This window comes from Paradesulfitobacterium ferrireducens, assembly GCF_017310645.1.
Classification (GTDB): domain Bacteria; phylum Bacillota; class Desulfitobacteriia; order Desulfitobacteriales; family Desulfitobacteriaceae; genus Paradesulfitobacterium; species Paradesulfitobacterium ferrireducens.
Map to the genome: position 1 here is coordinate 113,890 of NZ_JAFLRH010000044.1, position 10,113 is coordinate 124,002.

At 46.7% G+C, this 10,113-nt stretch carries 8 protein-coding genes; 6 read left to right on the forward strand and 2 right to left on the reverse strand.

Annotated features, from left to right (window positions below):
* Positions 1-59 precede the first annotated feature (59 nt).
* Positions 60-926 carry a MurR/RpiR family transcriptional regulator gene (locus J0X21_RS16140; RefSeq protein ID WP_328813061.1) on the reverse strand — a complete coding sequence of 289 codons (867 nt, stop codon included), beginning with the start codon at positions 924-926 and terminating at the stop codon, positions 60-62.
* A 200-nt stretch (positions 927-1,126) separates the two neighbouring features.
* Between J0X21_RS16140 and J0X21_RS15440 the strand changes: the two genes are divergently transcribed.
* The 4 genes from J0X21_RS15440 to J0X21_RS15455 all read left to right on the forward strand — a co-directional run bounded on the left by J0X21_RS15440 (position 1,127) and on the right by J0X21_RS15455 (position 6,555).
* Entirely contained in the window at positions 1,127-2,119 is a 993-nt protein-coding gene (locus J0X21_RS15440; RefSeq protein WP_206813104.1) for a TAXI family TRAP transporter solute-binding subunit, read from the forward strand.
* Positions 2,120-2,287: 168 nt separating this feature from the next.
* Entirely contained in the window at positions 2,288-4,243 is a 1,956-nt protein-coding gene (locus J0X21_RS15445) for a TRAP transporter permease (protein WP_206813105.1), read from the forward strand.
* 134 nt (positions 4,244-4,377) lie between these two features.
* A complete protein-coding gene (locus tag J0X21_RS15850; protein ID WP_236006297.1) occupies positions 4,378-5,367 on the forward strand; it encodes an aminopeptidase in 990 nt (329 codons plus the stop codon).
* Between the two features lie 3 nt (positions 5,368-5,370).
* Positions 5,371-6,555 (forward strand): CaiB/BaiF CoA transferase family protein, encoded by a 1,185-nt coding sequence (locus J0X21_RS15455; protein WP_206813106.1) that lies wholly within the window; start codon positions 5,371-5,373, stop codon positions 6,553-6,555.
* Between the two features lie 77 nt (positions 6,556-6,632).
* Here the strand turns inward: J0X21_RS15455 and dapB are convergent, their stop codons facing one another.
* The gene (gene dapB / locus J0X21_RS15460) at positions 6,633-7,550 is read right to left on the reverse strand and encodes a 4-hydroxy-tetrahydrodipicolinate reductase (RefSeq protein ID WP_206813107.1); all 918 of its coding nucleotides are present in this window, start codon (positions 7,548-7,550) and stop codon (positions 6,633-6,635) included.
* Positions 7,551-7,817: 267 nt separating this feature from the next.
* Here dapB and J0X21_RS15465 point away from each other — a divergent pair, with 267 nt between their 5' ends.
* Both J0X21_RS15465 and J0X21_RS15470 read left to right on the forward strand, forming a co-directional pair.
* On the forward strand, positions 7,818-8,606 hold the full coding sequence (locus J0X21_RS15465; protein ID WP_206813108.1) for an IclR family transcriptional regulator: 789 nt from the start codon (positions 7,818-7,820) through the stop codon (positions 8,604-8,606).
* A 233-nt stretch (positions 8,607-8,839) separates the two neighbouring features.
* Complete coding sequence (locus tag J0X21_RS15470) at positions 8,840-10,075, forward strand: ABC transporter substrate-binding protein (RefSeq protein WP_206813109.1); 1,236 nt, start codon at positions 8,840-8,842, stop codon at positions 10,073-10,075.
* Positions 10,076-10,113: the final 38 nt, after the last annotated feature.

The following is a 10,113-nucleotide window of genomic DNA, read 5'->3' on the forward strand; positions in this document are numbered from 1 at the left end:
TTAATTGTAAGGCAAAGTACACAAGCCCCTTGTTTTTATGCATGCAATGAATGCGCAACTTATTTGTTTGGGTGAACATAGACATCAAAGCCGGTCCAAATATCCTCCTGATCATTTAAGGCCTGCGCAACCTGCTCAGGAACTTTATAAGCCATCGATCTCAGCAGAGCGGTAATGACCGAGAGCGGTGCGGCGAATGAGTCCATGTGGGAAGCGATGCCGGTAGGGGTTAAGAGAACTTCGTCAGCCTGTACAGCCAGGGGTGAGGATGGATAGTCTGTAAGGGCTACGATTTTAGCCCCCTTTTTTTTGGCATAGGTTAGACACTTCACCGTAAACTGGGTATAGCGGGCAAAACTGATCCCGATTACAACATCTTCCGGCCCGAAACGTTCAAGCAGATCCAAGGTGCGGGGCTCTCCGGTAAAGAGAATCACATCCTTGTTCAGTAAATTAAGATAAAACTCAAGAAACAGGCCTAGGGAAACCGAGCTGCGTGCACAGGCGATGCCGACGCGGCGGGCGGCTAGAAGAGAATTGACCGTGCGCTTATAAGACTCGAGATCAATTCGCTCTATAGTCATGAGGATGTTTTGTAAATCTTCTTCAAAAAAACTGACCGCAGCCCTATCCTCATCGTTTTGGACTTTGCGCGACAGGCGAAACCGTTCTCCGGTGGAAAGCTTGGAACGGACGATTTCCTGAAGCTCGCGTGAAAGCGCGGGGAATCCCGAATACCCGAGAAAAACAGCAAAACGGGTTACGGTGGATTCACTGACACCTGCAGTCCGGGCCAGTTCGCCGACATTGTAAAAGGCGGCCTCCTGCGGGTCTTTAATAATGACATCGGCCAAAGCCTGGTGGGAAGCGCTCATCTGGCCGTAGAGCTGGGAAATCCTATGTAAAACTGAGATTTGCGGTTCTATGGCTCTTTCTCCGTCCTTTCATTTCCTAATCATACCAAATAAAGTATAAGTCATTCTCCGGTGTGTGACAACCTAATTTTTGCGAAAAAAGTTCAGAACATTTGTGATATTGGCGAAAAAAATATTGCAAAAATAATGAATACGTGCAATAATATTTTCATAGACAATATTAATAAAATTTGGAGAGGGAGGTAAAAGAAATGAAAAAGAGAAGAATTGCGATTCTCGCCGGTATTTCATTGCTCGCCCTGACATTGAGCGGATGCGGCGGCGGCACGGATTCCTCGTCCGCTCCGGCCAAGAAAAAGGAGCTTCTGTTTGCAACCGGCGGCACTGCAGGTACCTATTATCCGTTGGGTGGGGCTATGGCCCAAGTGTGGAATGCCCATGACAGCAAGATTAATGTGACGGTCCAATCCACCGGGGCTTCAGTCGAAAATATTCGGCTGCTTAACAGCGGGGATGCCGACATCGCCTTGGCGATGAATAATGTGGCTGAAGATGCTTATAAAGGGGTAGGGTCGTTCAAAGAAGGCGCCCAGAAGAAATTCTTAGCGCTTGGCGCCATCTATCCCGAGGTCTTGCAGGGGTTTGCGGCGGCAGACAGCAATATCCAGGATATTAGCGGCCTCAAAGGTAAAAAGGTTGCGGTTGGTCCGGTCGGCAGCGGAACGGAAGTGACGACCAAAGCAATTCTTCAGGTGTATGGCTTAGATTTTAATAAAGATTATACTCCGATTTATGCCACTTTTGCCGATGCCGTCGACCAGTTCAAAGACGGGCATCTTGATGCCGCTTGGAATGTGCTCGGGGTGCCGGCCTCGGCTATTACAGATGTCACGACCACCAAAGCCATCCGTTTCTTAGAAATAAAAAGCCCGAAGCTTGAAGAACTGATGGCCAAATTCCCGTTGGTCGCGCCCTACACGATCCCGGCCAATACTTATAAAGGCGTTGATAAAGACGTTCAGACAGTATCTTTGAAATCCGTGCTTTATGCCCGCTCAGACTTGGATGAAGATACAGTGTATAACTTAACCAAGATTATGTATGAAAATAACGAAGAAATCGCCAAGCAGCATAATATGGGGAAAGAAATCCTGCTCAAAAATGCTTTGCAGGGTGTAACCACTCCGCTTCATCCCGGAGCAATCAAGTATTACAAAGAAAAAGGGGTAACCCTTCCGTCATAAAAGCATGATTTGAATAAATAGAATGAATGAGTGTTGAAACAAAAGTTGCAAGTTGATAAATTCGATCACAGAGACGCTGTATGTTTGCGTGTGACATGTAGCGTCTCTGCCAAAATACAAGATCCAAGTGTGCAAGAAACAAGATCCGGTGTGAGAGGAGGATAAAGTATGGCTGCTGATGTGGAAACTCTCTCCATGGAGCAACAGCAGGAATTAATGGCTAAATATGACCGTGAGTCAGCCTTTAGGCGGCTGCGGGGACCGATGGCCCGGGTGGTCGCAGTCCTTGCTATCATCTGGAGCTTGCTTCAGCTTTATACTGCCGCTATGGGAGTGTTTCCTCCTACATTACAAAGAGCGCCCCACTTAGGTTTCGCCTTGGTGCTGGTCTATCTCCTTTATCCCTTAAAACGCAAGGACCGCAGCAACAAAATCCGGTGGTATGACTACTTATTAGCTTTGCTTTCGGCAATGGTCGCGAGTTATCATGTGATTTTTTATGAGCCGCTTACGATGCGGGCGGGGGCTTATACCCGTATGGATCTAATCATCAGTATGTTGGGAGTCGTCTTAGTCCTGGAGGCGGTCAGACGAGTCGTTGGCTGGGTGCTCCTAACCTTGGCGGTAATATTTTTGCTCTACGGTCACTTCGGCTATCTGGTACCCGGTTTTATGGGGCACCGGGGGTTTACTTTTACGAGAATTCTCACGCACAGCTTCCTTTCGACCGAAGGTATTTTTGGAGTTCCGATAGCCGTTTCTTCCACTTTTATTTTTCTCTTTATGATCTTTGCCACATTCCTTCGCAAAACCGGGATTGGTGACTGGCTAACTTCGCTGGCTGTGTCTGTTACCGGACACTATAGCGGCGGGCCCGCCAAGGCGGCGGTTATTGCCAGCGCCTTGCAGGGCACGGTCTCCGGAAGTTCTGTGGCCAATGTCGTAGGTACGGGCTCGGTAACGATCCCCTTAATGAAAAGCATTGGCTACCGCAAGGAATTTGCCGGAGCAGTGGAGGCAGCCGCTTCAACCGGCGGGCAATTGATGCCCCCGATTATGGGGGCCGCAGCCTTTATCATGACCGAGTTTACCGGATTTCCTTATATTAAAATTGCCGCCGCCGCTGCAATTCCTGCCATTCTTTATTTTACCGGTGTTTTCTTAATGGTTCATTTAGAGGCTAAACGCACCGGCCTGAAAGGGATTCCGAAAAGTGATCTCCCGCGTGCTTCCGAATTGCTGAAAAAGAAATGGTATTTATTGCTCCCTATTGTCGGTATCGTGTACTTTCTCACTTCCGGCCAAACCGCGATGAAGGCCGCCTTTTATGGGATTATTCTTACACTGATCGTCAGCTTGTTTAGTAAAGATACGAGGATGTCTTTCCCAGAGTTTTTGGAAGCGCTAGAAGAAGGCGCCCGTTCGGCCGTGCCGGTGGCCGTAGCTTGTGCGACGGCCGGAATCTTGGTTGGGATTGTGACTTTAACCGGGGTGGGGCTTAAGGTTGCAACAGGTATTGTTTCCCTATCCCATGGCAACATCTATCTGACCATGTTTTTCACTATGATTGCTTCTCTCATCCTCGGCATGGGTGTTCCCACAACGGCCAATTACATTATCCAGGCAACGATCGCAGCACCGGCTTTGGTGTCGGTGGGAGTGCCTGTCATTGCCGCTCACCTGTTTGTTTTCTATTTCGGAATTTTGGCTGATGTTACTCCGCCGGTTGCGTTGGCAGCCTTCGCGGCTTCAGGAATCTCCGGAGCAGAACCCATCAAGACCGGGTTCAATGCGACCAGGCTTGCCTTTGCCGCTTACCTTGTCCCTTATATTTTCGCGACCGCGCCTGTTCTGGTGTTGGTTAATGTCACAGGGATAGAGATAGTAAAAGCCTTAATCACGGCTTTCATCGGCATGATTGGACTGGCCGGCGGATTAAGCGGCTATTTGCTGGGTCCGGTTAAATGGTGGGAGCGGGTTGTGTTAATCATTGGCGGAGTGATGCTGGTAGATCCAGGGACGATGACAGATATTATCGGGATCATACTGGTTGGGCTGATGTTCGCCAGCGTGCGGTTTAGAAATGCTAAAATCAAGAAGCAGGCTGATTACATCTCCCAGTAAACAAGGTAAATTCCGTTTACAAGTACCCCCCGGAGATTCTTAAAGAAAAATTTTTAAAATTCCATGAAAATAAAATTTCATCAAAAAGTACATTTTGAAAAATAGAATTCAAAAAAATAAGGAGGAAAAAGGGAATGAGTCAAATTATCGAAGCATCTGTTCAGGCGGACCGCATTATCAAGCAGTTAATGGAAGTTAAACCCGGGGAAGAAGTCATTATCGTCTGTGATACTGCCACCGACATGCGGATGGTGTATGCCCTGGCAGGTGCGGTTCAGGCTGCGGGAGCGGAATATGTCATTTGCATGACTCCCAGCCGCATGCCCGGGCAAAAATCTACCAATGTCTCGAAAATTATTGAGAAAGCCTATGAGGGAGCAGATGTAAGTATTGGGATTACCCGTACCTCCGGGGCTTCCATTTATAATCAGAAAATCTGGGACTTGCTCAAAGAAGGTAAAATCCGCCATAACTCCATGGTCATGCGCGATATGATCAACTGGATTCAAGGAGGCGCGCTGGCGGACTATGAAAGCCTTTATGCTGAGGGGGAGCGTTTGGCCGCTTTATGGCGTCAAAGCAAAACCATTGAAATCACCAGTCCTTTGGGAACAAACCTTAAAGGCAATATTTCCAATGTGGTCTATGTAGAGTGCGGAAAAGCGCATAAGCCCGGGATGCAGATGGCCTTCTCCGATGGAGAGGTATCCCAGGCACCGGATGAAGGAACCGTGAACGGAACCCTGGTGGTTGACGGCCCGATCTGTTATATCGGCAGTCATCCGGAACCGGTCCGGCTCGAAATCAAGAACGGGCGCGTTGTTAGCTGTGAGGGAGACCCGGTGGCCGCAAGGCGCCTGAATCAGATTTTCTCGGAAGTGGAGAATGCCACCAATGTTGCAGAATTCGGAATCGGGCTTAATCCGGACTGCCTCTTTAACGGGGATTTTGAAGAAGAGAAGAAGGCCCGCGGCACTCTGCACATGGCCATCGGCGCCAATGTCAGTTATGGCGGCACGGTTTACTCCCCGGTGCATATGGACATGGTAGTGTATAAGCCCACAGTTAAGATGGACGGCAAACTGATCGTGGACAATGGGGTTGTGGTTTTTGAGGAGGGTTAAGAGATGAATCTTCCGCTTGCAGGAGTAAAAGTGCTTGACATATCCAGAGTGGTGGCCGGTCCATATTGCACCATGCTGTTGGGGGATTTGGGCGCGGAAATCATAAAGGTGGAGATGCCGGGCAAAGGAGATGAGACCCGGGCCTGGGGGCCGCCTTTTGTCGAAGGGGAAAGTACGTACTACTTAAGCATTAACCGCAATAAGAAAAGCATCACGGTTGACATGAAAAGTGAAAAGGGCAGGGAAATCCTATTAAAGCTGGCGGCGGAATGTGATGTCATTATCGAGAATTTCCTCCCGGGAACGACCAAACGTCTGGGTCTGGATTATGAATCCGTACGCAAAGTGAAGCCGGATATCATTTATTGCTCGATCTCAGGCTTTGGGCAGGACGGACCTTTCCAAAGCTTTCCGGCCTTTGACCTTATGATGCAGGGAATCGGCGGGCTCATGTCCCTCACTGGGGAGGAAGACGGGAATCCGGTCCGGATCGGAGTCGCCTTAATTGATTTGGGAGCGGCTATGTATGCAGCTTTGGGCATTCTTTCCGCCCTTCTAGTAAAGAAGGAAAGCGGGCAGGGGCAGTACGTCGATGTTTCCCTGCTCGATACAGAAGTGTCTTGGCTGACTTATGTTGCGGCTGCTTATCTGGCCAACGGCCAGATGCCCAAACGCATGGGCACAGCTCACCCGAGTATTGTTCCATACCAGGCGTACAAAGCAAGGGATAAATACTTTATCCTGGCTGTCGGCAATGACGCGATCTGGCAGCGCTTCTGCAAAGGGATGAATTTCGACTTTGCGGACGATCCGAAGTTTGCCACGAATGTCATGCGGGTGAAGCACCGGGATGAACTGAATGCCATACTGAATGATACATTTGCCCAGAAAGATGTGGCCGAATGGTTGAAGATTTTGGAGGAAGCCAAAGTTCCCTGCGGCCCGGTAAACGACATTTCTGAAGTGGTAAACCATCCTCAGGTGAAGCACCGCAACATGATTGTTGAGTTGGAGCATCCCAAGGCCGGAAGCGTTAAAGTCCCGGGAAGCCCGATTAAGCTTTCCTTAACCCCGCCGGAATATAAACTGCATCCTCCTCTGTTAGGGGAGCATGCCGAGGAGATCCTAATAAGCTTAGGGTATTCTGAGCAGGAGATTGTTACAATGAAAGAAGAAGGGGTTATATAGGAAAGGAAAGTGCTCTTTCCCTATTGCAGGGATTGAGCACTTTCTTCATACCATAATCTCAAAAGGGTTTTGTGACTTTAATTTGCGGGTTTTACGTATTCCAAATCAGTATCGTTCCCATTTAGACCGTTCGCTCCAAGAAATTGACTGTCAAAGTTAAGATAACGGTGTTTGCGAATCATGCTTTCCCGCTCTAAGTAGCGCATCACTACATTTTTTAGATCGAGGACATCATCCATTTCGTAAAATCCAACCTTGTTATGAATGAATTTTACGGCTTTAAGCGCGCCCATGGCAAAAGCAGTCCGGGCAAAGGATTCATGGGAGATTTCGATTTGATCGTATTCCCCGGCTAAGATCACTTTATGGTGCCCGATAATTCCCCCCGCCCGGATCGCATGAATGGGAATGTCACTGTAGTCTTGATCGTGAACAGCGGTTGAATTCGACCTGGCTTTGGCCACCTCTTTGGCGATTTTGATGGCGGTACCGGATGGAGCATCTTTTTTATTCTTAAAATGGGATTCAGTAATGGTACAGTCATAACTCTCAAGAATACTTGCGGCTAGATTGGTGAGCACCATTAAGACATTAACCCCCATGGTAATGTTGGGAGCGTGTAAAATTCCCGTCTTATAGTACCTGGCTAAGGAAACCAGCTTATGGCTCTGAAACTCATTGAATCCGGTGGTACCGATAACCACAGGAATCTTGTGTTTGCCCAGAATCATGGTGTTATACAAAGTTGCTTCCGGATTTGAAAAATCAATGGCCACATCCGGTTTGTTCTTTAGAATATTTTCCTCGAGCTTGCTGCAGCTTTCAACGATTATTCCAGTTTCTTGTATGTTGAGGATCTCACCTAAGTCCTTGCCATCTTTGGCACTGTGTTCACTGCAGACGGCCATTACCAGCCGCATGTCTTCTTGCTGCAAGAGGATCTTTGCTATCTCTTTTCCTGTTCTGCCCAAACCGATCAAACAAACATTTAGCATGCTTCAAGATCCCTCCTTTATAAAAACCCGATAGACGCTAGCAACTTACAACCTAATTATAAGTGTTAGGTTGTTAGTTGTCAATGCTGTTTTGATTCTACGACTTACCATTTAAGTCCTAATAACAACCATTCATCCTCAATATTCAACAATTGGACCTAATATTAATGCGATGGTTAAGAAAAATCAGTAATATCTAAATAGACGGAAATGGAACAACGTTCTGACAGGTAGAACGATTTAGATTTTAAGCAAGGGGTTGTTGCGATGCAAATTGACAAGAAAAAGGAAGGTTCGAGCACGATTCAAAGTCTTGATAAGGCGATTGATGTCCTATGTTCATTCTCTGTAAATGAGCCCGAATTAGGAATATCTGAAATCGCCGCAAGGCTTAGTATGTATAAAAGTACAGTGCATAGGATTTTGAAAACCCTTGAAGAGAGGGGTTTTGTAGTCCAGAGTTTGCAAAATCAAAAGTACAGGTTAGGTTTTAAGTTGTTTGATTTAGGATATGCAGTCGTGTCGGGACTTGAAGTGCGGGAAGTTGCTTTACCTCTTATGCGCGAAGTAAGTGCTAATACCCGAGAGACCGTTACCCTAAATATTGTTGATGATTATGAACGGGTTTGTATTGAGAAGGTGGAAAGTACTGAGGCAGTAAGAAATTTTGTGCAAATTGGCGGCCGCAATCCCCTCTGGTTGGCTGGTTCAGGGAAATTGCTGTTAGCACATCTCTCCGGGAAAGAGATTGAAAGAATCGTGCGGGCAAAAGATTTGGGTTCAACAGTACAAGGAACTCCTATTACACCTGAAAAATTACTTGAAGAATTAACTCTTATTCGCGAACGGGGTTATGCCGTGAGTCATAGTGAAAGAAACATTGGCTCGGCTTCAGTTTCGGCACCGATTCGTAATCACGAGGGAATTTGCATTGCCGGACTTAGTATTTCCGGTCCGGAGTCTCGTTTTACAGAGGAGCGGTTGCCAATGTTAATTGAACAAGTAACGGTTACTGCAAAAAATATTTCCATCAGGCTGGGGTGGAAAGGGATTTGAAAGATGAAAGTAAGCTTCGAATCGTAACCATTAAAATAGAACGGCGTTGCGAACTGGAGAACTCATAAGGTTTAAACTTTATGATCATTCCGCCATGCGGAAAAGCATACAGGCAATACCAACATAAAAACTGAACAGTATATCAGAAAGTTAAGGGGGTGATCCGTGCAGTTTATTTTTTAAGCCAAAGGGTGGAAAACGTGTACTAGAGGGGAAAAAGGAGGATTTACATGATGTCAAGATTCAAGTGGTTTCTAGCGGTAATCTTAGTGTTCACTATGGTTGTTAGCCTTGCTGGGTGTGGGTCCCAAGCTTCAAACAACAACAATAATAGTGCTCAATCTCAAGTGAAAGAAATTTTAATTGGGAGTATTCATCCCATGACGGGAAGCATGGCTTATGAAGGGAAAGCAATTACCAACGCAGCCCAGTTGGCTGTTGATGAAATCAATGCGGCAGGCGGCATTAAATCTTTAGGCGGAGCGAAATTAAAGCTTCTCGTCGGGGATAATCAGGGCTTGCCGGATAAGGCGGCAAGTGAGGCTCAAAGGCTTATCCGCGAGGGTGCGGTAGCTTTAATAGGGACATATACCAGTAGTGCGACGGTTACCGCTACTCAGGAAGCTGAGAAAGCACAGACCCCGTTCTTAATCACAGTAGCAGCCACGACCAATATTCAGGAACGCGGCTTTAAGTACAGTTTTCGCATTCAGCCCAACGCAGATACTTTCAGCAACGATTTTCTGCGTTATATGAAAGAAATTAAGACACCGGATATTAAAACCATTGCCATCGTTCATGAAAACTCCCTCTTTGGAACTTACTTTGCGGATTATGTCAAAAAGAATATTGCTAAAGCTGACTTAACCGTTGTCGGCGATATTCCCTACGCGGCCAGCACCGCTACCCTGAGCTCAGAAGTCACCAAATTGGCCGGACTGAATCCTGATTTAGTAGTCGGTGTCGGTTATTACCGTGATCAGGCCTTATTAATGAAGGCAATTCGGGAACGCAACCTGAAATTCAAAGGAATCGTTGGGATTGCCAATGGAGCGATTAGCGATCCCAAAATAATTCAGGATTTAGGTCAAGGTGCTGAAGGGTTAATGGATGTGAATTATCGTTGGAATCCCAATAGCCAAGCCTCTGAAAAAGTTCTTGCGGCTTACAAAGAAAAGTTCAATGATAACATGAGCCCACATGCCATGTTCGGCTATACAGCTATTAAGGTTTTGGCCGATTCTTTAGAAAGAGCCGCGTCCACTGATAAAAACAAACTTCGTGATGCCATCGCCCAAACCAACTTTACTAACCACATTCTCCCTCAAGACGCCATTCAATTTAATGACAAAGGTGAGAATATCAACGCCCAGGCAGTGCTGATCCAAATCTCATCTTTGACAGTTAAGAACTATAAAAAGCTTGAAAGCCCTGTATTTGCAAGGTGTTCAAGCTTTTTTGTATTTTAACAAAGTGAGTAATTTTTTTATTTCTTAGCAGTGTTCAA